The organism is Chitinophaga rhizosphaerae, from assembly GCF_003958645.1.
Taxonomy (GTDB): Bacteria; Bacteroidota; Bacteroidia; order Chitinophagales; family Chitinophagaceae; genus Chitinophaga; species Chitinophaga rhizosphaerae.
On the sequence record NZ_RXLO01000003.1, the window covers coordinates 799,324 to 821,673 of the forward strand.

General features: G+C 56.7%; 16 protein-coding genes. 9 read left to right on the forward strand and 7 right to left on the reverse strand.

Annotation, left to right across the window (positions count from 1 at the left end):
- Window positions 1–15 precede the first annotated feature (15 nt).
- The 4 genes from EJ361_RS10320 to EJ361_RS10335 form a co-directional block, all read right to left on the reverse strand.
- Window positions 16–777, reverse strand: a complete 762-nt coding sequence (locus EJ361_RS10320) for a copper homeostasis protein CutC (RefSeq protein WP_126245510.1) — start codon at window positions 775–777, stop codon at window positions 16–18.
- 75 nt (window positions 778–852) lie between these two features.
- Window positions 853–1,893: a N(4)-(beta-N-acetylglucosaminyl)-L-asparaginase gene (locus tag EJ361_RS10325; RefSeq protein ID WP_126245511.1), complete on the reverse strand. Its 1,041-nt coding sequence runs from the start codon at window positions 1,891–1,893 to the stop codon at window positions 853–855.
- 24 nt (window positions 1,894–1,917) lie between these two features.
- Window positions 1,918–2,883, reverse strand: a complete 966-nt coding sequence (locus EJ361_RS10330) for an ROK family protein (RefSeq protein ID WP_126245512.1) — start codon at window positions 2,881–2,883, stop codon at window positions 1,918–1,920.
- Window positions 2,855–4,483: an MFS transporter gene (locus EJ361_RS10335; RefSeq protein ID WP_126245513.1), complete on the reverse strand. Its 1,629-nt coding sequence runs from the start codon at window positions 4,481–4,483 to the stop codon at window positions 2,855–2,857. Before EJ361_RS10335 ends, EJ361_RS10330 begins: the two co-directional genes overlap by 29 nt.
- 184 nt (window positions 4,484–4,667) lie before the next feature.
- Here EJ361_RS10335 and EJ361_RS10340 point away from each other — a divergent pair, with 184 nt between their 5' ends.
- Window positions 4,668–5,969, forward strand: coding sequence for a sugar MFS transporter (locus tag EJ361_RS10340; protein WP_126245514.1), 1,302 nt, complete (start codon window positions 4,668–4,670; stop codon window positions 5,967–5,969).
- 141 nt (window positions 5,970–6,110) lie between these two features.
- The gene (galK, locus tag EJ361_RS10345) at window positions 6,111–7,277 is read left to right on the forward strand and encodes a galactokinase (RefSeq protein WP_126245515.1); all 1,167 of its coding nucleotides are present in this window, start codon (window positions 6,111–6,113) and stop codon (window positions 7,275–7,277) included.
- Between the two features lie 427 nt (window positions 7,278–7,704).
- Here galK and EJ361_RS10350 read toward each other — a convergent pair whose 3' ends face one another.
- From EJ361_RS10350 to EJ361_RS10360, 3 genes are all read right to left on the reverse strand, one after another.
- Window positions 7,705–9,033, reverse strand: a complete 1,329-nt coding sequence (locus EJ361_RS10350) for a RagB/SusD family nutrient uptake outer membrane protein (RefSeq protein ID WP_126245516.1) — start codon at window positions 9,031–9,033, stop codon at window positions 7,705–7,707.
- A gap of 14 nt (window positions 9,034–9,047) precedes the next feature.
- Complete coding sequence (locus EJ361_RS10355) at window positions 9,048–11,900, reverse strand: SusC/RagA family TonB-linked outer membrane protein (protein ID WP_240646594.1); 2,853 nt, start codon at window positions 11,898–11,900, stop codon at window positions 9,048–9,050.
- A gap of 431 nt (window positions 11,901–12,331) precedes the next feature.
- Window positions 12,332–13,729 carry a Gfo/Idh/MocA family protein gene (locus EJ361_RS10360; RefSeq protein ID WP_126245518.1) on the reverse strand — a complete coding sequence of 466 codons (1,398 nt, stop codon included), beginning with the start codon at window positions 13,727–13,729 and terminating at the stop codon, window positions 12,332–12,334.
- A 224-nt stretch (window positions 13,730–13,953) separates the two neighbouring features.
- On the opposite strand from EJ361_RS10360, the gene EJ361_RS10365 reads away from it, so the two are divergent.
- The 7 genes from EJ361_RS10365 to argB all read left to right on the forward strand — a co-directional run bounded on the left by EJ361_RS10365 (window position 13,954) and on the right by argB (window position 22,349).
- A complete protein-coding gene (locus EJ361_RS10365; protein WP_126245519.1) occupies window positions 13,954–15,981 on the forward strand; it encodes an alpha-L-fucosidase in 2,028 nt (675 codons plus the stop codon).
- A 398-nt stretch (window positions 15,982–16,379) separates the two neighbouring features.
- Window positions 16,380–17,165, forward strand: coding sequence for a GNAT family N-acetyltransferase (locus EJ361_RS10370; protein ID WP_240646595.1), 786 nt, complete (start codon window positions 16,380–16,382; stop codon window positions 17,163–17,165).
- A 48-nt stretch (window positions 17,166–17,213) separates the two neighbouring features.
- Window positions 17,214–18,410 carry an argininosuccinate synthase gene (locus tag EJ361_RS10375; RefSeq protein WP_126245520.1) on the forward strand — a complete coding sequence of 399 codons (1,197 nt, stop codon included), beginning with the start codon at window positions 17,214–17,216 and terminating at the stop codon, window positions 18,408–18,410.
- Between the two features lie 5 nt (window positions 18,411–18,415).
- On the forward strand, window positions 18,416–19,390 hold the full coding sequence (gene argC, locus EJ361_RS10380; protein ID WP_126245521.1) for an N-acetyl-gamma-glutamyl-phosphate reductase: 975 nt from the start codon (window positions 18,416–18,418) through the stop codon (window positions 19,388–19,390).
- A gap of 72 nt (window positions 19,391–19,462) precedes the next feature.
- Window positions 19,463–20,599 (forward strand): aspartate aminotransferase family protein, encoded by a 1,137-nt coding sequence (locus tag EJ361_RS10385; protein ID WP_126245522.1) that lies wholly within the window; start codon window positions 19,463–19,465, stop codon window positions 20,597–20,599.
- Window positions 20,599–21,552 (forward strand): N-acetylornithine carbamoyltransferase, encoded by a 954-nt coding sequence (locus EJ361_RS10390; RefSeq protein WP_126245523.1) that lies wholly within the window; start codon window positions 20,599–20,601, stop codon window positions 21,550–21,552. Before EJ361_RS10385 ends, EJ361_RS10390 begins: the two co-directional genes overlap by 1 nt.
- Window positions 21,552–22,349, forward strand: coding sequence for an acetylglutamate kinase (gene argB / locus EJ361_RS10395; RefSeq protein WP_126245524.1), 798 nt, complete (start codon window positions 21,552–21,554; stop codon window positions 22,347–22,349). The genes EJ361_RS10390 and argB overlap by 1 nt, the downstream gene beginning before the upstream one ends.
- Window position 22,350: the final 1 nt, after the last annotated feature.

Consider the following 22,350-nt stretch of genomic DNA (forward strand, 5'->3'; position numbering starts at 1 on the left):
TTGATCGTCATATGCCTATTGACCATTCAGTCCGGCTTCGGCGCCTGCGCGAATTGCGCGGACGATAGGGGCCTGCGTCACGGAGATACCGTATTCCGGCACGCCGGGAATGCCGCCCATGCTCACATTGGGGTTGCGGTACTCCATGCGGCTGTCGATATAATCGCGGGCGGTGGAATGGTATTCCGGCGCGCCGCTGGCTTTGGCGAGGGCTTCGGCGTTGTGGGCGCGCAGGCCGGAACCGGCCATGATGCGGATGCGGCCGGCAGATCTTTCCACCAGCTCGCGGATGAGGGCGGCGCCTTCCAGGGCGGTATTGCGCTGGCCGGAGGTAAGGATGCGCTCGCAGCCGGTGGCGATCACGTCTTCCAGTGCCAGGAAGGGATCGTCCGTCATATCGAAAGCCCTGTGGAACGTAACGCCCATGGGCCTGGCCAGGTCTACCAGCGCGCGGGTACGCTCCACGTCCACCTTTCCACCGGCCGTCAGCAATCCGATCACGACACCGTCGCAGCCCAGTTCCTTGCACGCGCGGATGTCGCGTTGCATGACATCAAATTCGGCGCCGTCATACAGAAAATCGCCCCCGCGCGGCCTGATGATCGGATAGATCTTCAATCCGCACTTTTCCCGTACCGCGGCGATCATGCCGTAGCTGGGCGTGGTGCCGCCTTCCAGTAGATTGTCGCACAATTCGATTCTATCCGCACCGCCTTCTTCGGCGGCGATGCAGGAGGCCACGGAAGTGGCGCAAATTTCCAGCGTGATCTTTTTCAAAGTCCAGATTTTTACAAAAATAAGGATCGGCTACCAGCGTTTGCCGGGTAGCCGATCCAAAGTTTCGAACATAAATTATTGGAAGTAATATTTGCCTTTGATGAGCACTTCTTCTTTTTCGCCGGTGGTGCAGGCGTAGCTGAACCCGGGATGCAGGCAGTACGCGCCGTGCTCGCCTTTTTTGTTGAGGGCCAGGAAGCCGATCTGGATCTCCTTTGCCTTGGCGGGTTTTTTCTTCACGATGCGCAAAACCGCTTCCTTGCAGGCGGCTTCGGGAGAGTATCCCTGGCGCATCAGTTCCACCACCAAAAAGCTCCCTACCACACGGATCACTTCTTCTCCCACGCCGGTTGCCGTGGCGGCGCCTATTTCGTTATCGACATACAATCCCGCGCCGATAATGGGCGAATCGCCCACCCGGCCGTGCATCTTGAAAGCCATGCCGCTGGTAGTGCAGGCGCCGGAAAGGTTCCCGGCCGCGTCGAGCGCCACCATGCCGATGGTATCGTGGTTCCAGGCGTTGCCGGGCAGGCGCAGCGGGTTGAACGCCGTGGTGCCTTTGCCTTCGTACTGCTGGTTCTCGATATTGATGACGGGTTTATATTCCGCTTTCTTCAGCCATTCTTTCCACGCCTTTTCGGATTCGGGCGTGAGGAGGTTTTCTTTCCGGAAACCGTTCTCCAGCGCAAATTGCAATGCGCCGTCGCCCACGAGCATCACATGCGGGGTTTTCTCCATCACCTTGCGGGCCACGGAGATCGGGTGCTTGATGTGCTCTATGGCGGCCACGGAACCGCAGTTCCCGAACTCGTCCATGATGCAGGCGTCCAGCGTAACGCGGCCGTCGCGGTCGGGATATCCGCCGTAACCTACGGTTACGTTCTTTTCATCGGCTTCGGGCACATGCACTCCGGCTTCAACAGCGTCGAGCGCACGGCCGCCCTTGCCCAGCACGCCCCATGCGGCGCGGTTGGCGGCTATTCCGAAGTCCCACGTAGAAACAACGATGGGTTTGCGGCCCTTGCCGCGCGATGCGGCCGCTGCGGGGATACCGTCCAGCGAAAGTGCGGCGGCGCCCAGGGCGGCGGTTTTCAAAAAGTTCCTTCTGCTCTTCATGCTACACTAAAGGTTATGTCACTGTTAATCTTTCATTTCCCAGGCCATGGCGCTGGCGCCGAGAATGGCGGCGTCGCTTTCCTTGAGCTCGGAGAACAGCAATTTAACTTTATTCTGGAAGATGGGGAGCAGGTTTACTTCCATGTGCTCGCGAACGGGGCGCATGATAAGGTCGCCTGCCTGTGTAAGGCCGCCGAACAGCACGATGGCTTCGGGGCTGGAGAACATCACGAAGTTGGCGAGGGCTTCCCCGAGCACCTTTCCGGTGAACTCGTAGATCTCCATGGCCAGTTTGTCGCCTTTGATGGCGGCTTCGTAGATGAGCTTGGAATCGATCTCCTCGCGATTGTGGTTGCGAAGCATGGAATCCAGTTCCGGGTGGGCTTCGAGCAGTTCCAGCGCGGTATTGGTGACACCGGTAGCGGATGCGTACGATTCGAGGGAGCCGCGGGCGCCGGTCCCGGGATGGAGACGGCCGCCTGGCACTACGATCACGTGGCCGAGCTCGCCGGCGAAGCCGTCGTGGCCGTAAATCAGCTGTCCGTTAGCGACGATGCCGCTGCCAACGCCGGTGCCGAGCGTGATGGTGATAAAATCTTTCATGCCGCGTGCGGAGCCGTAGGTCATTTCGCCGAGTGCGGCCGCGTTGGCGTCGTTGGTAAGAACCGTGGGAAGGCCGAAGAGGTCTTCCAGCATTTGCGCCAGGGGCACGATGCCTTTCCAGCGCAGGTTCGGAGCGTATTCGATGTTGCCGGTATAGTAGTTGCCGTTGGGGGCGCCTACGCCGATACCGCGGATGTTTTCGATGCCGCCGACCTGTTCGATCAGCTTGGTGAGCCGCTGGTGCAGCTCTTCGAGAAACATGGTAACTTCTTCGTGTGCTTTGGTTGACATGCGGTCCTGGCAAAGGATGTTGCCACGACGGTCTACAATACCGAATTTAGTGTTCGTTCCACCGATATCAATGCCCACCGCTAGTTGCTGACTCATAGTCTATTCCTTGGGATTTTAAAATTGATTTTACGCGTAATGCAAAGAATGCCAGGTATGCGAAGCATGCCACCGGCACGATATAAGACGTGTGAATGCCGATCGAGTCTGCGATACCGCCCTGTAACGGGGGGACCAGGGCCCCGCCGAGGATCATCATGATAAGGAAAGACGAGCCCTGGCCGGTGTATTTACCCAGGCCGGCGATCGAGAGGCTGAAGATGCAGGGCCACATCACCGAGCAGAACAGGCCGCCGCTGATGAACGCGAACGTAGCTACCTGGCCGGTGGTGAACAGGCCGATGATCATCGCGGCCACACCCATCACACCGAAGGTGAGCAGCGTTTTGGCCGGCTTTTCCTGTCCGTAGAAGAAACCCAGGATCTGGATCACGATGCAGATCGCGAAGGGATAGAGAATGGTAATGTCGTTCCCTTTCATGGCGTTGGCACCGAGGATGACGCCGTAAGCGATGAATGGTACCACAACGGAAAGCACCTGCCGCGCGATTTTCGAGATATTGAACACGCTGATGGCGCCCGTCCACCGGCCGATCATCAAACCGCCCCAGAAAATCGAAATATAAGGGCTGATCTCGGATTCATGCAGGCCTTCCGGCGTGAGGAACCCGGGTGTTTTCAGCAGTTCGCCGAGGTTGGAGGAAGTGCTCACTTCCACGCCTACATACACGAAGATGGCGATCATCCCCATGATGAGCTGCGGATATTTCATGGCGCCCCATCCGTCGCCGTTGGAGCGGGCCGTGAACTGGCTGTAGAAAAGGATCACCAGGATGCCTATGATCCCGGCGATGAAGTAAGGCAGGGGATGGGTGGTAACGCCCGTCCCGATGGCGATCACGACAAACATCAGGGTGATGCCCAGCAGGGAGCGCGTAGCCTTGGGGGAAGATTCGAAATGATCGTCTTCCGTGCCCTTCGGCATTTTGGTAGCCGCGAAAATACCTGCTGCTGCGAGGAAGAGGCCTACGAGCGTGAGGTACAATACGTTGATCTTGCTGATATCGGTATCGCCGGTGGCGCCGCTCACTTTGGCGGAGCCGAACAGGAGGATGGATACGATGATGGGGCCGATGGTGGTGCCGAAGGAGTTGACACCGCCCGCGAGGTTGAGCCGGTGTGCGCCGCCGGCCGGGTCTCCCAGGAGGATGGCGAAGGGGTTGGCGGCCGTTTGCTGCAGCGAGAAGCCGAGGGCCACGATGAAGTAGGCGCCCAGGATCAGGTAGAAGGCGGCGGTTTTATCGGTCATGCCCAGGCCGAGGTTCACCGCGCCGATGGTGGCGGCCGCACCTACGCCGGAAATGATCAGGCCATATATGATCCCTTTTTTGAAACCGATACGGTTCAGGATGTCGACCCCTTTCATGGCGGAAAGAAGGTAGAGGATGAGGGACCCTACGAAGTAAGCCCCGTAAAATGCGAAGTCGATGAGCTGCGACTGGATTTGCGTCAGCTCGAAGTGCGCTTTACAGAAGGGAATGAGTATACTGTTGGAGGCCGCTACGAATCCCCAGAAAAAGAAAACGAGGACCAGTACGGAAAACGACGGATGCGTACCCTGTTTTTGTGGCGTGGACATATACCGTTAAATTTTGGTAAAATTAGGGTCTAAATGTATAATTATTTTTTTGAGAAAAGGTCAAAAAGAAACCGGAACGCCTTATTTTTTTACATTGCTCAAACGTTTTAGCTAATATATTTATGAATTTAGCGAATTGTTCATTATGTTCGTGGCATTCTTGAACAATCAACCTTTGTCATTCATGAGTAATCAGACAGCTGCAGCTCCTCCCGTGGCCGCGCAACGTAACAACTACACCCAGGCGATGGTGATCATCGCGGCGCTATTCTTTATTTTCGGCTTTGTGACCTGGCTGAACTCCGTACTGATCCCGTTCCTGCAACAGGCCTGTGAGTTGACGGACACCGTAGCTTACCTTGTTACTTTCGCCTTTTATATTTCCTATGTAGTGATGGCGATCCCTTCTTCCGTGATCCTCAAGAAGATAGGCTTCCCCAAGGGCATGTCGCTCGGGTTGCTGATCATCGCTGCCGGTTCGCTCATCTTCATCCCCGCGGCGCAGATGCGCTCATACCCGCTGTTCCTGGTTGGGCTTTTCACCCAGGGCACCGGCCTTGCGCTCCTGCAAACCGCTTCCAACCCTTATGTTACGATTCTCGGCCCCATCGAAAGCGCCGCTAAACGTATTAGCATCATGGGTATCTGTAATAAACTGGCTGGTATCATCGGCATTTTCGTGCTGGCGAAGCTGCTTTTCAGCGACACCGAAGCCGTTTCCGCCAAAATCGCTACCCTCGTGGGTGCAGAGCGCGAAGCGGAGCTCGACCTGCTGGCCGGCCGCCTCGTAGTTCCCTACGCCGTTATGGCCGGTGTGCTCGTGCTGCTCGCCATTTTCGTTCGCCGCTCCCATCTGCCTGAAATCAACCAGGACGAAGATGCGTCCCAGGCCGGCGGGGCCGACAAATACGGCCGCAAATCCGTGTTCGAAATTCCCTACCTGCTCATCGGCGTACTGAGCCTCTTCCTTTACGTGGGTGTGGAAGTATTGGCGATCGATACCCTCACGAACTATGGCACCTACACAGGCCTGGCGAAAGACGTGGCTTCCCACCTCGCCATCTACTGCCTCTTCGCTTTCGGCGTAGGCTATATGCTCGGTGTTGCGCTGGTACCGAAAGTCCTGTCCCAGAAAAACGCACTGATGATCTGCGCCATCATGGGCATCGTATTCACGGTCGGCGCGCTGCTGACCAGCGGTATGACCTCCATCGTGTTCATCATCCTCCTCAGCTTCGCCCACTCGCTCATGTGGCCTGGCATCTGGCCCCTGGCGATCGACAAGCTCGGCCGTTTCACCAAAACCGGTTCCGCATTGCTGGTAATGGGTATCGGCGGTGGCGCCATCCTGCCGCTGATCTACGGTGCTATCGTGGATGCCATGGGCGGCGACCGCCAGATCCCCTACGCGATCATGATCCCCTGCTACCTGGTGATCCTGTACTTCGCCGTAGCCGGTCACAAAAAAGGACTGCCCGCCAAGTAAGCCTGGTAAAGATATTATATGGAAAGCCCCCGGAGACCGTAGTCCCGGGGGCTTTTCCGTTCCTGCCAACCCCTCCCGCCCAACAATTTTCTGAAATCTCCGCCTTTTTATTATTTTTAGGTGTAAAATTTACCCTTATAAATGATCGCAACAGCCACAGCCGAGTTCCGCAAGCGTTTCAACCGGGAGCCCCTCATCGTCAGCTCCCCCGGAAGGATCAACCTGATCGGAGAACACACCGACTATAACGAAGGGTTCGTGTTGCCCGCCGCCATCGACAAGCGTATCGTGTACGCCATCGCCCTGAACGGTACGGACACCTGCAACGCCCACGCCCTGTTCAACAACGAAACGCAGTCGTTCTCCCTCGAAAACATCGAGCCCGGCGGCGAATGGATCAATTATATCAAAGGCGTGGTGTACCATTTGCAGAAACAGGGGTACGGTGTGAAAGGGTTCGATTGCGTCATCACCGGCGATATTCCCATCGGCGCCGGCATGAGCAGCTCCGCCGCGGTGGAAGGCGGCCTGGCCGTAGGGCTCGACCATCTCCTCAACTTCAACCTCTCCCGCATGGAAATGGCCCGCATCGGCCAATTGGCGGAACATACCTTCCCGGGCGTGAAATGCGGCATTATGGACCAGTTCGCGAATCTGCACGGCCGTAAAGACAGCGTCATGCTGCTCGACTGCCGCAGCCTCGATTACCAGTATTTTCCCTTCCGTTTTTCCGAAGAAGTGAAAGTGGTACTGGTGAACTCGATGGTCCACCATTCCCTCGCATCTTCGGAGTACAACGTTCGCCGCGCGCAGTGCGAAGAAGGGGTGAAGATCCTGCGGGATGTGTACCCCGGCATCAACAGCCTCCGCGATCTCACGTCGGAACAAATCATCCTGCAAAAACATCTACTGCCCGCCAAAGTGTACGACCGCTGCCTCTATGTGACCCAGGAAAACGAGCGGGTGGAAAAAGCCTGCGCGCATTTGCAGCGCAACGAGCTGAAAGAAGCCGGCGCACTCATGTTCGCTTCCCACGAAGGGTTGAGCAAACGCTACGAAGTGTCCTGCCCGGAGCTGGACTTCCTGGCCCACCTGGCCGCGCAACGCCCCGAAGTGGCCGGCGCGCGCATGATGGGCGGCGGCTTCGGCGGATGCACCATCAACCTCGTTCAAACAGACAAGGTCGAAGAATTCTGCGATTTCGTGCAGGAACAATTCCGCCAGCGATACGGCGTTTCGCCCGAAATCTATATCACGTCGATCGAAGACGGCGCCAAAGTTCAGCTGACCGCTGAAGCCGTGGCATAAAAAAATTCCAGGCAACAAAAAAGCCGGCTGCGAATCGCGGCCGGCTTTTTGGTTGGATAAAAAACGAATTAACGTGGCGCTGCAAGATCGACCGTGAGGCCGATGCGCTGGGTGTTGGACAGCGGGTTGCGTTTGGCGCCAGGTGTTAAGCCGCGCCCAGTCCGAGGTTTGCGGGAAGGAGCACCTGCTGGCCGGAGTCGCCGCGGTAAGCAATGCGCGAACCGGGATTGCTCAACGCCCGGCCCGCCGTAAAGCCCCGTCCTGCATCGTTCAACCGGGATAAAACAGCGAAACATCGCCCGCTACGGCCGTGGCGGCTTTGTAGCGTACCGCGTTCAGGTTGCCGCGCACGAGGCTGGAGTTGATGTAGCGGAACGCCACACCGATGGGAGGCAGCCTTCTGTTTTAAACGTTGATATGATAAGGATCAGCGATTGGCTTCTGCTTCCGGAAGCGGAAGCTCTTTCCAAACGTTATCGTCGGGCCGGTCGATCGGCAATTGTGCCAACCTGTTGTAGCGGCGCATATCGATCCAGCGGTGCCCTTCTCCCCAGAGGGAAAACCGGCGCTGCTTCAGCATTTCGTTGATGACTTTGTCTTTCGTGTCCAGATCCAGGCGGGCTTGCAGACCGTGGCGGGTACGGATGATGTTGAGCGCATCCGCAGCGTTGGCCAGGTTGTTGCTTTGCGCCTGCGCTTCAGCGTAAATAAGGATCAGCTCTTCGTTCCGGATGATGGGGAACGGCGATTCGAGCGATGCGCTGATGGGGAAGTTGCGGGGGCTTTCCGGAAGATCGTCTACCACAAGCGGTGTGGTGCGGGGCGCACTGGCTTTGTTGATCCGGTCGTCTCCGGCTTCCAGGTCTTGCACGTATGTAGGATGGATGAGGCGGATGTTGGCGTCAGACATGTTGTTGATGAAAACATCGTTTTCCTCGTCGCCGCTGGCGGAAGAGTAGAGGTGTTGAGGCCCGGCGTTCAAATTGGCGCCGGCCGTCTGGTCGAGGAAGCTGGCGTTAAGGGCGGTGAGCGCGGCGGCCCATTGTTCACGGTAAACAGCTACCCGGGCGGCAAGCGCGCGGTTGAACTTGCGGAAACCGGCCACATCGTCGAAACCTTCGAATCCCGACGACAGCTCAAACTCGAATTCTGCGCTGTTCAGCATTGCATTGGCGTCGTCCAGCAGTTTGGCGATGCCTTCCAGCGCTTGCGCGCGGGTTACTTTAGGGCCGGGATTGTTGGGGTCGGTCACTTCCAGCCTGAGACCATTGTCGTAGCTGAGGTTCAGCACCATGAGCAGCTGGTGCGCCATGATGGTTTTGGCGTATGCGTTGTAGCCATTACGCTGCTGGTCGCGGGTGAGCGCTTTGGAATTCTTCACGCCTTCCATCAGCAGGTTGCAGGTTTTTACGGTGTTGTACCGCATCGTCCAGGGCGTGCTGGCGAGGAAGTCGGCGCCGCTGATCACGAGCGATCCTTTGCCGAGCATGGAGCCCGAGAGCCGCGGATCTGTCGAGGAATAACGGAAGAATTCGCGGCCGATGGAGCCGGTAATGTCGATATACAAACCCAGCCGGCTCCGCATCGAAGCTTCAATGCCGGTCACCAGGTTATTCATTTCGCCGATGGTGGGGTTCTTGATGATCTCCTCCATCGTAGGCGCGTTAGGGTTGGGGATCGCTTCGTTCTTGCATGCGCTGAATGCAAGCCCGGCCGCGAGGATCGATATGTAAAGGCTATTCTGTTTCATCTTCATTGTCAGCTTTTGAATTAAAAATTAACGGCAAGGTGTAACTGGAGGCGCTTGGACGGCGGATAGGGGGCTACGTCGATGCCGGTACCGAAAGTGGTGCCGAAGTTGGACACTTCAGGGTCGTAACCGCTGTAGTCGCTGATGGTCAGGATGTTATTGGCCGAAGCGCCGATCTGCAGCTGTTCGATGCCTTTCCATTTCAACGGCACACGGTAAAACAGCGCGATCTCGCGGAGGCGGAAGTAAGTGCCGTCTTCGATGTACTGCGTCACATCATCCTGGCGGGCAATGCCTTTGCGCACGCCTTTTTCGTTCAGCTCGTCCCAGTCTTTCGACATGCTGCTGCCATCTCTCAGCAAACGGGTCAGGTTGATATTGTCCCCGCCTTTTTTGTAATGCACCAGTGCACGGAAGGTGAAGTTTTGCAGGAAGGTCACTTCATTCGTCCAGTTTGCCTGGAAGTCGGGCTCGGAATTGCCGACGGAAGTCAGCTGGCCGTCTGCATTGTTGATCTTGATCTGCGTTACGGGCTTGCCTTTCTCGATGTAATAGGTGCCGTAGGTATTGCCGAAGCCGTCACCCTGGTCGAACGAGGGTACGTCCAGCGTCAGCACCTGGGAGCGGTTGAGCCAGAAATTCGCGCCGGTAGTCCAGCGGATGGCGCGTACGCTCACCGGAGTGGCGCGCACGGAAAGCTCAATGCCGCGGTTGCGCAGCGAGCCGCCGTTGATCCATTTGGTGGCAAAACCGGTGGACGAAGGCCAGTCGGCCGCCACGAGCAGGTCTTTGATCACTTTGTTATAAAATGTTCCCTCGAAAGTCAGCCTGCCGTTAAACAGTGTGATATCTACGCCGCCTTCCAGCTCCGTCTGCCGTTCCGAATTGATGTCGGAGTTGCCGAGTGTGAGGCTGGTGCTGGTGCCGGGAAGCCCGCCGATGTTGCTGCCGGGCATGAGGGTGAAGCGGCTGTTGAATGTGGGGAAGCCGCTGCTTTCGCCATAAGCCACGCGCAGCTTCAGGTCGGAAAGAATGGAACTGTTCCAGCCGGCCATCCGCGTGATGTTCCACGATACGTTGGCTTTGGGGTACAGGTTGTACTTCTTGTGGTCGCCGTTATTGGTCGATTTGTCGAGGCGCAGGCCGGCCGTTACGTTCAGGAATTCGTTGAAGGCGAATTCTTCCTGGAAGAAGAAGCCGTCGTTACGGTACGATTGCCGCGTTTGCTGGGCGCGCACCTGTGCGGCTTGTCCCTGGCCGGTTTGCGAGCCGATGAGCCTTTGCGCCAGGCTGATGAGCTGGTCGTAATTGCCGTATTCGTGCGTGATACCGAGGGTGGTGGTAAAGTTGCTTTTGCCTGTGCCCGGCGTGAAGGTGTTCACGAGGAATGCGGCCCAGCTGGTGTTCAGGTCAAAGATATTCCCCTGGATGTTCCGGCCGCCGGTTTCGCCTTCGATGTTCAGGATCGCGGGGAAAAGCAGGGAAGTTTTGGTGTTGTAGAAATCCACGCCGGCGCGGCCGATGAAGCGCGTTACCGACGATTGCGATTGCTGGACCAGGGCTTCGGCATTCAACCCGTTGATGGTACGGTTCACCTTTTCGTTGTTCTTCATATGCGCGATGGTCTGCAGGAAGTTGGGGACCCCGGGGTCGGGGAAGTTGCCCTGCGCGTCTGCATGGAGCTCCCGGTAAGGGATCGCACTGGTGAGGCCACCGCCAATGGTAATGCCGTTGTTGTCGTTGTTGAACAGGCCGCGGTCGGAAGCCGTGTTCATGAAAGAGCTGGTAAGGTTGAACTTCAGCCGGTCGGAAACGCGGTGGTTGATGTTGAGCCGGATGCCGTTGTTGGAATAGCCGGTATTGTCGACGATTCCATCTTCCTTGCGCATGCCGCCCGAAATATGGAACTGCGTTTTCTCGTTACCGCCGCTTACGCTCAGGTTGGTGTTGCGGAGGAAACCCTTGTTCCCGAAAACCTCCTTCTCATAATCGTACAACCGGCCGTTGGCTTGGGCCGTTCTCCAGCGATTGATGTTCCAGCGGCGGGCCGTAAGGTCGGCGTCAGACAGCTCGAGGTCGGTACCCAACAGTTTGATGGCAGACGACTGGCCGATATCCTGGTTGAACGCAAACCTGGTTTTACCGGCGCGCCCGCGCTTGGTGGTGATGATCACCACACCGGCAGACGCCTGCGATCCATAGATCGCGGAAGCGGAAGCGCCTTTGAGGATTTCCACATTTTCGATATCAGCGGGGTTGATGTCGGCGATACGGGATGTGGAGTTGTCTTGCGTTGATGTGGCGCTGCCGCCCGGAGAAGCCAGCGTAACGGCGTTCAGGCCGGTGGAGCTGGCGCGGTTGGAAATCACGACGCCGTCGATCACGAACAGCGGCTGGATCGTTCCGTAAATCGAGGATGCACCGCGCAGTTTAAAGGAAAGGCCGCCGCCGGGAGCGCCGGAGTTAGCCACGATGTTGGCACCGCTGATCTTTCCGCTCAGTGCCGCGTCGAAAGTCTGCGCGGGCGCGGCGCCGGTCAGTTCCTTGGAAGAAACGGTAGACACGGAGTTGGCGGCATTCCTTCTTTTTACCGTTGTGGCCAGGCCCGTAACGATCACTTCGTCGAGCTTGGCGATGTCGTCTTCCAGTACTACCTGCAAAGGCTCGGCAGGATTGGCGGTAATGGTAACCGATTTAAAACCCGTAAAATTGATGGTGAGCCTGGTGCCCGGGGCCACGTCCAGTTCGAACCGGCCTTCGGCGTTCGTTACCGCACCCTGGCGGCCTTTCTGCGCTACTATGCTGGCGCCCGGTAGCGGATTGCCGGTCACATCCGTGACCCTCCCCTTAACGGTTTGATTTTGTGCTTGCATGACAAGCGGAAGTAACAGGCATAAGAGTGATAGGATGCCTTTGAGCTTTTTTCTCATTTGCGTTTTTTTTGATTGAAGCGATGAATCGTTTACCCGTGTATGGCTTGTGTGATTGCATGATTAGGGCGCATGGTCCTTTCGTATTGGCTGATAATTATCCTTCAGGGTCAGATTGATTTGTAAATGTAATCTCCGCCCTGCCTACGGGGATTTGCGGCAGATGCGAGTTGCGGGATGAATTGACTGAAACGGCGGATTTAATGGCTGAAGGGGGCTGGCGCGGAAATGAGGGAGGGGGGATTTGACGTTTCGTCCGTCAAAATGATGGGCTTATCGTTAATAAAACATCGTTAAAGCGGCTTTTCACCGGAAACGAAAAAGCCCCGGCACAGTGTGCCGGGGCTGTCTTTCAATATGTTAGCCGTTACGGATCAGTACTCTCCGTTCAGCGCGAAGTTCGGTTTGCGGTTGATCCACTTGCCGCGCGTAAAGTCGGGGATGTATTGAACAGACCCTCCCTCCAGCACGCTCTGCTCGCTCAGCGGGGTGATCGCATACCAGGTAGCCAGGTCATACACGTCCATCTGGTAATCCGTTCCGCGTTTGATCGATTCGATGAAGGAGTTGATGACGAACCAGTCCATACCGCCATGCCCCGCGCCGGAAGCGTCGTTGCCATAGCGTTTCCACAGCGGGTGGTCGTATTTGCCCATGTAGCTCTCTGCGTCTTCGGGCGTTCCGGCCTTTTCCCATCCGTGAGGCTTGCTTTTCCCTTCGATGTGGATACTGTCGAAATCGTCCATCCACAGCCCGTTCGTGCCCTGCACGCGGAAGTTCAGCGAATAGGGGCGGGGAAGGTTCGTGTCGTGGGACAGCATGATGGTTTCGCCGTTGTTGGTTTTGATGAGCGTGCTCACGATATCGCCCAGCTTGAATTCCACTTTGGCGTTCGGGTGGTTGGGCCCGCCCTGCGGATGGTCTACGATGTATTTGTGCAGCCCGCGCGATTTGGTGGCTACGCTCGTGAGCGACAGCAGCCTGTTGCCGCGGTTGGTATTGATCATGTTGTTTACCGGCCCCAGCCCGTGCGTGGGGTACAGGTCGCCGTTGCGGTGCACGCTGTGGTTGGTGCGCCATTTCGCTTCCGACAGGCCTTTCTCCCCGAATTCCACGCCGCCGCCGTAATACTGCTTGCCGTCGTTGAACTTCACGGCGCGGAGATCGTGCTGGTATCCGCCCTGGAGGTGGACCAGTTCACCGAAAAGGCCCTGCCGTACCATGTTCAGCACGGCCAGCACATCGCGGCGGTAATTCACGTTTTCCATGCCGAAAACCGGGATGCCGGTAGATTCGGAAGTGTTCACCAGTTCCCAGCACTCCTGGATGTCTGCAGCGCCGCAAACTTCCACGGCCGGCGTAACGCCCGCGCGCATGGCAGCTACGGCCTGGATGGTATGCCATTCCCAGGGCGTGGCGATGATCACGGCGTCGATGTCGCCGCGCTTAAGAAGGTTCTTGTAGTCGTGCGGGCCATTCGTATATTCCGCCACCTTGCGCTTGGCGCCGTACGCGGCCTGGATTTCCTTGCGGACCAGCGGCATGGCGAAATCGATGTCCGGGTCGGCAACGGCCACCACGTCTACGTCGCTGCGCTTGAGGCACAGCTTCAGGTGCTCGATCCCGCGGGCACCCACGCCGATCACGCCCAGTCTTACTTTTTCTTTCTTAATCCCGGCGAAAACGCGTGCCGGCGTATTCATCAAACCCAGGCCCACTCCTGCGGCCACGGTGTTGCGGAGAAATTTTCTGCGATGCAATGGCTTGTTCATATCAGCTCGATTGTTGTAAATAAAGAGTAACGGGATACAATGTAGCGTTTTCAGGTAAAACACTTTCCACCAGACAGGAAAATTGTGACATTCGTGTGATGGACGGCAAATCCGGAGGGCGGGTTTCATAGTATTTTCTCATTCTTTTTCATGATATTGACAATGTTCGCGAAATGCGCCCCGGATACTTATTTTGAGGGATGTCACGTCTACAAGCACGATTTATGAAAAAAACGATACTACTCGCTCTCCTGCTGGCCGGGAGCAAAGCGTGGGCGCAGCCGGAAATCAAACCGGTGGGGGCTTTGCCTTCGGCTGCACAGGTGAAATGGCAGCAGCTCGAATATTACATGTTCATCCATTTCGGTCCGAACACCTTTACGGACAAGGAATGGGGGCATGGGGACGAAGACCCCAAGGTCTTCAACCCCACCGAGCTGGACGCGCGCCAGTGGGCCCGCACGGCGAAACTGGCGGGAATGAAAGGCATCATCATCACGGCCAAGCACCACGACGGGTTCTGCCTCTGGCCCAGCGAATACAGCAAGCACACCGTGCGCGAAAGCGCCTGGAAGAACGGGAAGGGCGACGTGCTGGCGGATCTTTCCGCCGCCTGCCGCGAATACGGCCTGCTTTTCGGGGTGTACCTTTCGCCGTGGGACCGTAACCATCCGGCCTACGGGACGCCGGAGTACAACCAGGTGTTCGCCAACCAGCTGAAGGAAGTACATACCAAATATGGAGACGTGTTCGAGCAGTGGTTCGACGGCGCCAACGGCGAAGGTCCCAATGGCAAGAAGCAGGAGTACGACTGGAACCTGTTCGAGTCCACCGTTACCAATATCCACCCCAACGTGATCTTCTTCAGCGACGCCGGCCCCGGCTGCCGCTGGATCGGGAACGAAAGCGGGTATGCCGGCCTTACCAACTGGAGCACGCTCAACCGCGCGGATTTCAAGCCCGGCATGGGCGGGATCACCGAAACGCTGAATAAAGGTCAGGAAGACGGCACGCACTGGGTGCCCGGAGAAGCCGACGTGTCTATCCGCCCGGGATGGTTCTACAGCAAAGCAACCGACGGCCAGGTGAAAACGCTCCCACATCTACTCGATATTTATTATAGTTCTGTTGGCCGCAATGCCAACCTGCTGCTCAATATCCCGGTAGATCGCCGCGGGCGCATCCATGCCAACGACTCTGCCCGGCTGATGGAGCTGCGCCGCGCACTGGACGCCGACTTCAGGGAAAACTTGGCCCGCATGGCCCGCATCGCCGCCACCAACACCCGTCAGGGCAATACCATGATCAGCGCGGTGTACCTGGCAGACAGGAACTACAATACCTATTGGGCCGCCGCAGAAGGCAAAACCACGGCGGATATCACCCTCAGCTACGCCAGGCCGGTTACATTCAACCGTGTTTCCCTGCAGGAATTCATTCCCCTGGGCCAGCGCATACGGGTGTTTTCCGTGAGCGTGCTGCAAGGGAAGGTGTGGAAAGAGATTGCCCGGGAAACGACGGTCGGCTATAAGCGCATCCTGCGCCTGCCGCTGACGACCGCCAAATCCATCCGCATTTCCATCCTTGACGCCAAGGCGAGCCCCGTGATCAGCGAAGTAGCGCTCTTCCGCGCGCCAGAATTGATCGCCGATCCCGAAGTGAGCCGCGATAAAAGCGGGATGGTGAGCATCAAAACGCAATCCCCCGACCCCGTGATCCATTATACGCTCGACGGTTCCGTGCCCACCACGGCATCTCCCACATATGTACAGCCGTTTTCCATGCCGGGCGCCGGCACCGTGTCTGCCAAAGCATTCGTGAACAATGGCCAAAAGGGAAGCACGGTGATCGACGCCATCTTCGGGATCGCGCCTGCCGGATTTAAGGCCATGACACCCGGGGCTGAGGCGGCGATCGACGCTTCGCGCCGCGCATGGACCACCAAAGAGAACGCCTATCCTGCAGCGCTGGTGATCGATCTGGGCCGGGAGCAGCAGGTGAAAGCCTTCTCCTACACGCCCAATACCCATGGCGGTATCGTGTACAAATACGCGTTCTATGTCAGCAACGACGGAAAGGAGTGGGGGAAACCCGTGGCGGAAGGCACTTTTGCCAATGTTTTGAATAATCCGATTCGTCAATACATAAAACTATCATCACCAGTTACTTGCAAGTATGTTAAGTTCATGGCGCTAGAGCCGGCGGACCCGAAGGATACACGCGTGTCCGTGTCGGAACTGGAAGTATATTAATCCGGCCGGGCCGGACGATCGGAACAGAAGGGAAACTTAGGCTGGGCCTGGGTTTCCCTTCTTTCGTCAACGTCAAAAAAAAATCGGTTGCATATGTAAATAAGTTATAACTTTGCAGATACTTTAAAACTAAAGACACTTTTTTATCACAATTTAACGTCGAACTGAAGTTGGAATATACCGCGACCCATACCAACATACTCGCTTTTCATCCGTCTCTCGAAGAGGGTGTTTATGCTATTGGGTTTCCTGTCTTTAGATATCTTTCCCGACGACCTCGTATTTGATAGCGGCCACACTCCGGTCGTATAACCCATCCATGGCACCCGTCATGGGCCCATCCCGGCAATGGGAACCTCCAATCAATTTATTGCATCACAATTTTCAATTGTAAAAAGTTGGAAAACAAGGATATCATCGTTCGGGCAGCTACTGCCGACGATAAGCATTATGCTCAAACCATCACAGACGAGATGGAAGCTTCTGCTAAAGCGCGCGGGACCGGCATTGCCAAGCGTTCCCCGGAATACGTGCAGCTGAAAATGGACGAAGGAAAGGCCGTTATCGCGCTCACTGCATCTGGAGAATGGGTCGGGTTTTGCTACATCGAGGCATGGGGGCACGAGAAGTTCGTCGCCAACTCCGGCCTTATCGTCAACCCCGCCTTCCGCGGTCATGGCGTAGCTAAAGCTATCAAGGAGAAGATCTTCGAACTGTCGAGAAAAAAATACCCCGATGCCAAGATCTTCGGTCTCACCACCGGCCTCGCCGTCATGAAGATCAACTCCGACCTGGGCTATGAGCCCGTTACCTATTCCGAGCTTACCGACGACGAGGAGTTCTGGAAAGGCTGCCGCAGCTGCGTGAACTACGAAGTGCTCATGTCCAAAGGCCGTAAAAACTGTCTTTGCACCGCCATGCTCTACGACCCGGTCGAGAAAGCGAAGGAAGCCGAGGAGAAAGCCGCCAAGCTCGCCGCACAGCAAACCGCACCGTCTTCTGCCGCAGCAGCGGCCGTAGCCGTGGAACCGCCATCCCGGAAACGGAAATTTAAAGGAAACTTTTCCCTGTTCGAGCGGTGGATGCGGTATAAAAAATACATATTGCTGAAGGCAGCCCGGAAATCGGGCAGCGGAGGCGCAGGAGCTTCCCGGAAAAGGTTCTTCCTTTTCAGCTGGCTCTGATCCAATTGGAAACTATTTACGAATTACCAAATACAAGCAAAAATTACCATGAGAAAAGTTGTACTGGGTTTCAGCGGAGGATTGGATACATCGTACTGCGTGAAATACCTGACCGAAGAAAAGGGTTATGAAGTACATTCCGTGATCGTGAATACCGGCGGTTTTACTGCGGAAGAACTGCAGGAGATCGAGAAACGCGCCTACAGTCTGGGTGTGAAAAGTCACAAGACCGTAGATGCGGTCCGCTCTTATTACGATAAAGTGATCCGCTACCTCGTATTTGGTAACGTTCTCAAAAACAACACCTACCCCCTCAGCGTAAGCGCCGAGCGCATGAGCCAGGCCCTCGCCATCGCAGAATACGTGAAGGAAGTAGGCGCAGACGCCGTGGCGCATGGTTCCACCGGCGCCGGTAACGACCAGGTACGGTTCGATATGATCTTCCACATCATGATCCCCGGCGTGGAAATCATCACTCCCATCCGCGACCTGAAGCTCTCCCGCGAAGAAGAAATTTCCTATCTCCAGTCCAAAGGCGTGGAAATGAACTTCACCAAAGCGATGTACTCCATCAACAAAGGTATCTGGGGAACATCCGTAGGCGGCAAGGAAACGCTGACTTCCAACGGCATGTTGCCCGAAGAAGCCTGGCCCACCCAACTCACCAAAAACGATCCCGAGCAGGTTCAGCTGACCTTCGTGAAAGGCGAACTGACCGGTGTTAACGATAAGAAATTCGATCACCCGACCGATGCGATCGTATACCTGCAAAGCCTGGCCGGCGGTTTCGCCATCGGCCGCGACATTCACGTGGGCGATACCATCATCGGCATCAAAGGCCGCGTAGGCTTCGAAGCCGCCGCGCCCATGGTGATCCTCAAAGCGCACCACGCGTTGGAAAAACACGTGCTCTCCAAATGGCAACTCACCTGGAAAGACCAGCTGGCTACTTTCTACGGCAACTGGATGCACGAAGGCCAGATCCTCGACCCCGTGATGCGCGACATCGAAGCATACCTCCAGCACAGCCAGGAAAACGTGACCGGTAAAGTGTTCGTAACGCTGATGCCCTACCGTTTCCAGGTAACGGGCATCGAATCCCCGTACGATCTCATGAGCAGCAAATTCGGCAAGTACGGTGAAATGAACAGCGGATGGAGCGGCGAAGACGTGAGAGGTTTCAGCAAGATTTTCGGTAACCAGACCATGATCTGGAACCAGGTTAACGAATCCAACAAAAAATAAAAGGCATGAAAACGAGAAAGGCAGGCATTATCGGCGGGGCGGGATATACTGGCGGCGAAGCCATCCGGCTGCTGCTCAACCACCCCGATGTGGAACTGGCATTCGTTCATTCCCGCTCCAACGCGGGCAATCCGCTCCATGCCGTTCACGGCGACCTCCTCGGCGAAACAGACCTGCTGTTCACCGGCGAGATCGACAACGCCGTAGACGTGATTTTCCTTTGCCTCGGCCACGGTGAATCCAGAAAGTTCCTCGAAGCCAACGACATTGCCGCATCCGTGAAGGTGGTAGACCTCAGCCAGGATTTCAGGCTGGGAGAATCCGTGAAAGGCCGCGAATTCGTCTACGGCCTGCCCGAAGCGAACCGCGATGCCATCCGTTCCGCCTCCAACATCGCCAATCCCGGCTGCTTCGCCACGGCCATCCAGCTCGGATTGCTGCCCCTGGCGAAAGCAGGGCTCCTCACCGAAGTGCACACCACCGGCATCACCGGCTCCACCGGCGCCGGCCAGAGCCTCCAGGCCACGTCGCACTTCACCTGGAGAGCCAACAACATCTCGACGTATAAAGTATTGCAGCACCAGCACCTGAAGGAAATCCGACGAACCCTGCAGGCCATACAGCCTGCTTTCGGCGGAGGTGTCCACTTCGTGCCCGTTCGCGGGGATTTCCCGCGCGGTATCTGGATCACTTCCTACCTGGACTGCCATCTGCAACTCGACGAAGCTTACGCCCTGTATGAAGCGTATTACGAAGGCCACCCCTTCACTCACGTCAGCCGCAAACAGATCGACCTCAAGCAGGTTGTCAACACCAATAAAGTGCTCGTACAGCTGGAAAAACAGGTTGGCAAGCTCGTCATTCACTCCATCGAAGACAACCTGGTGAAAGGCGCCTCAGGGCAAGCGGTCCAGAATATGAACCTGATGCTCGGCCTCGAAGAAACGGCCGGCCTCAAACTGAAATCCATCGTATTCTAAACATCTTGGCTGCAAATGAAACCGGGCGAAAGCGAGGTTCCATCCCGCAACTGAAAAGACAAATTTGAACTGATGAAATTATTCGACGTATATCCGGTTAACGATATCACCATCACCAAAGCGCAAGGCTCCACTGTCTGGGACGACCAGGGCAACCCCTACCTCGACCTCTACGGCGGCCACGCGGTGATCTCCATCGGTCATACCCATCCGCATTACGTGCAACGGCTGACCGACCAGCTGAACAAGGTAGGTTTCTATTCCAACTCCATCCACATTCCCCTGCAACAGCAGCTGGCCGAAAAGCTGGGCAAGGTGTCCGGGAAAGAAGACTACCAGCTGTTCCTCGTGAATTCCGGTGCGGAAGCGAACGAGAACGCGCTGAAGCTCGCGTCTTTCTACAACGGTAAAAAGAAGATCATCGCTTTCAAAAAGGCTTTCCACGGGCGGACCTCGCTCGCGGTGGCGGCTACCGACAATCCGAAGATCGTGGCGCCGGTGAATGAGACCGACAACGTGGTGTTCCTCCCCTGGGAAGATCTCGCCGCGCTGGAGGCCGCTTTCGATAAATATGAAGTGTCTTCCGTGATCATCGAAGGCATCCAGGGCGTGGGCGGCATCAACGTGGCGTCTGCTGCTTTCCTGCAGAAGATCCGCAGCCTGTGCGACCAGCACAACGCCGTGTTCATCGCGGATTCCGTACAATGCGGATATGGCCGGAGCGGTAAATTCTTCAGTCACGACCATGCCGGCGTGGATGCGGACATTTACACCATGGCCAAAGGCATGGGCAACGGTTTCCCCATCGGCGGCATCATCATCGCCCCGAAGTTCCGGCCGAGCTACGGTATGCTGGGCACCACTTTCGGCGGTAACCACCTCGCATGCGCGGCGGCGCTGGCCGTGCTGGAAGTGATCGAGAAGGAAAACCTCATCGCCAACGCGGAAAATGTGGGCAATTACCTCATGGACGAACTGCGGAAATTCCCCGAAGTGAAGGAAGTGAGGGGCAAGGGCCTGATGATCGGGATCGAACTGCCGGAAGAACTGGCGCATGTAAGAAAAGAACTGCTCTTCAAATACAGGATCTTCACCGGCGAAGCCAAGCCGAACGTCATCCGCCTGCTGCCTTCGCTGGCGCTGACGAAAGACCAGGCCGATCAGTTCCTCACCGCATTCAAACAAGCTTTAAAACCGGTACACGCGTAATGAAACAGTTTATTTCCGTGGAGGATGTGCCCGGCGTGCCACAGATGGTGGATATCGCGCTGGATTACAAGAAAAATCCTTTCAAAGAAAAAGGCCTGGGGGAAAACAAAACCCTCGGCATGATATTTCTCAACCCCAGCCTCCGCACCCGCCTCAGTACGCAGGTAGCCGCGCGGAACCTGGGCATGGAAGTAGTCGTGTTCAATATCGATAAAGAAGGTTGGGCGCTGGAAATGAACGACGGCGTTGTCATGAACGGCAGCACCACCGAACACGTGAAAGAAGCCGCCGCCGTGATGGGGCAGTATTTCGACATCCTGTCCATCCGCACCTTCCCCGGACTGAAGAATAAGGAAGAAGACTATACGGAAAAATATATCAACCAGTTCATCAAATACGCCGGCAAACCGGTGATCAGCCTGGAAAGCGCCACCCTGCACCCGCTGCAGAGCCTCACAGACGCCATCACCATCCGCGAACAGTGGGGCCAGCCGCGTAAGCCCAAAGTGGTGATGACGTGGGCACCCCACGTAAAACCGCTCCCGCAGGCCGTTCCCAACTCCTTCGCGCAGTGGATGAACGCCTGGGACGAAGTGGATTTCTCCATCGCCCACCCGGAAGGCTATGAACTCGACCCGAAATTTTCCGGCAACGCTAAAATCTATCACAACCAGCAGGAAGCGATGGAAGGGGCTGATTTCGTGTATGTGAAAAACTGGTCGTCTTACACCGACTACGGCAAGATCCTCAACTCCGATCCCGCCTGGATGGTGACCAACGAGACGCTGAAAAATACCGCCAACGCCAAAGTCATGCACTGCCTGCCCGTTCGCCGCAACGTGGTGATCGCCGATGAAGTGCTCGACGGGCCGCAGTCTATCGTGATCCCCGAAGCGGGCAACCGCACCTGGGCCGCGCAGGCCGTGATCAGTGAAATCTTAAAAAACCGCTGATGGCTGCAAAAGAAAAAGTATTCGTCGTAAAAGTGGGCGGGAATGTCATCGACAATCCTGCCCTCCTCGATACGTTCCTGGCCGGTTTCGCGAAAGTCCCGGGCCGGAAGGTCCTCATCCACGGCGGCGGGAAAATCGCCACCCGGATAGGCGACAAGCTGGGCGTCGAATCGAAATACCTGAACGGCAGAAGGATCACCGATGCGGAAACGGTAGACGTGGTAACGATGGTCTATGGCGGCCTCGTCAATAAACAGATCGTCGCCAAACTGCAGGCCAACGGCGCCAACGCCATCGGCCTCACCGGCGCGGATGCCAATATTATCCCCGCCGTGAAGCGCCCGGTGAAAGACGTCGACTACGGTTTCGTGGGAGACATCCCCGCCGGCGCCGTGCAGACCGCTCCGCTGCAACTCTTGCTGGACGCGGGCCTTACGCCGGTGCTCTCTCCGCTCACGCACAACGGGAAAGGACAAATCCTCAATACCAACGCCGATACCATCGCCTCTTCGGTGGCCGTGGCCCTCGCCGCGCATTACGACGTTCGCCTGGTTTTCTGTTTCGAGAAGAAAGGCGTGCTGCGCGATGCGAACGACGATGATTCGGTGATCAACCTGATCAACCAGGACGTGTACCGCGAGCTGTTGGCCGCCGGCGCACTGTCTGACGGCATTCTTCCCAAACTGGAGAACGCCTTCGCGGCCATCGGGAACGGAGTGAAAGAAGTGCTGATCGGCCATGCGGACGATCTGCGCCGCAACACCACCGACGACGTGGCCGGTACCTTAATATGCTGAC